At 44.1% G+C, this 1,196-nt stretch carries 1 protein-coding gene; it reads left to right on the top strand.

Features of this window, described 5'->3' with window-relative positions; translation table 11 throughout:
* The gene (tuf, locus tag AC1Z3T_RS21095; protein ID WP_004718491.1) at positions 1-1,191 is read left to right on the top strand and encodes an elongation factor Tu; all 1,191 of its coding nucleotides are present in this window, start codon (positions 1-3) and stop codon (positions 1,189-1,191) included.
* Positions 1,192-1,196: the final 5 nt, after the last annotated feature.

The raw sequence follows: 1,196 nt of genomic DNA on the forward strand, positions 1-1,196 counted from the left end.
ATGGCTAAGGCTAAGTTTGAACGTAATAAGCCACACGTAAACGTGGGTACAATTGGTCACGTTGACCATGGTAAAACAACTTTAACTGCTGCAATTGCAACTATCTGTGCAAAAACTTACGGCGGTGAAGCTAAAGACTACGCAGCAATCGACTCTGCACCAGAAGAAAAAGCACGTGGTATTACAATTAATACTTCACACGTAGAATACGATTCTCCAATCCGTCACTACGCTCACGTAGACTGCCCAGGACACGCCGATTATGTTAAAAACATGATCACTGGTGCTGCTCAGATGGACGGTGCGATCCTTGTATGTGCTGCGACTGATGGTCCAATGCCACAAACTCGTGAACACATCCTTCTTTCTCGCCAAGTAGGTGTACCTTATATTCTTGTATTCCTTAACAAGTGTGACCTTGTTGATGATGAAGAATTACTTGAATTGGTAGAAATGGAAGTTCGTGAACTTCTTTCTACTTATGACTTCCCAGGTGATGACACTCCAATCATCCGTGGTTCAGCACTTGCTGCACTTAATGGTGATGCTGGTCAGTATGGCGAATCTGCAGTTCTTGCACTTGTTGAAGCGCTTGACTCTTATATCCCAGAACCAGAGCGTGCAATCGACAAAGCATTCTTGATGCCAATCGAAGATGTATTCTCAATCTCTGGTCGTGGTACAGTGGTAACAGGTCGTGTAGAATCTGGTATCGTTAAAGTAGGCGAAGAAGTTGAAATCGTTGGTATTAAAGATACAGTTAAAACAACTGTAACTGGCGTAGAAATGTTCCGTAAACTTCTAGACGAAGGTCGTGCTGGCGAGAACTGTGGTGTACTTTTACGTGGTACTAAGCGTGAAGACGTACAACGTGGTCAAGTACTTGCTAAACCAGGTACAATCAAGCCGCACACTAAATTCGACGCAGAAGTATATGTACTTTCTAAAGAAGAAGGTGGTCGTCATACTCCGTTCCTTAACGGTTACCGTCCACAATTCTACTTCCGTACAACTGACGTAACTGGTGCAATCCAATTACAAGACGGCGTTGAAATGGTAATGCCAGGCGACAACGTTGAAATGTCAGTAGAATTGATCCACCCAATCGCAATGGACCCAGGTCTACGTTTTGCGATCCGTGAAGGTGGTCGTACAGTTGGTGCTGGTGTAGTTGCTAAAGTAACTGCATAATCGCT

The organism is Acinetobacter sp. B-6, assembly GCF_056930735.1.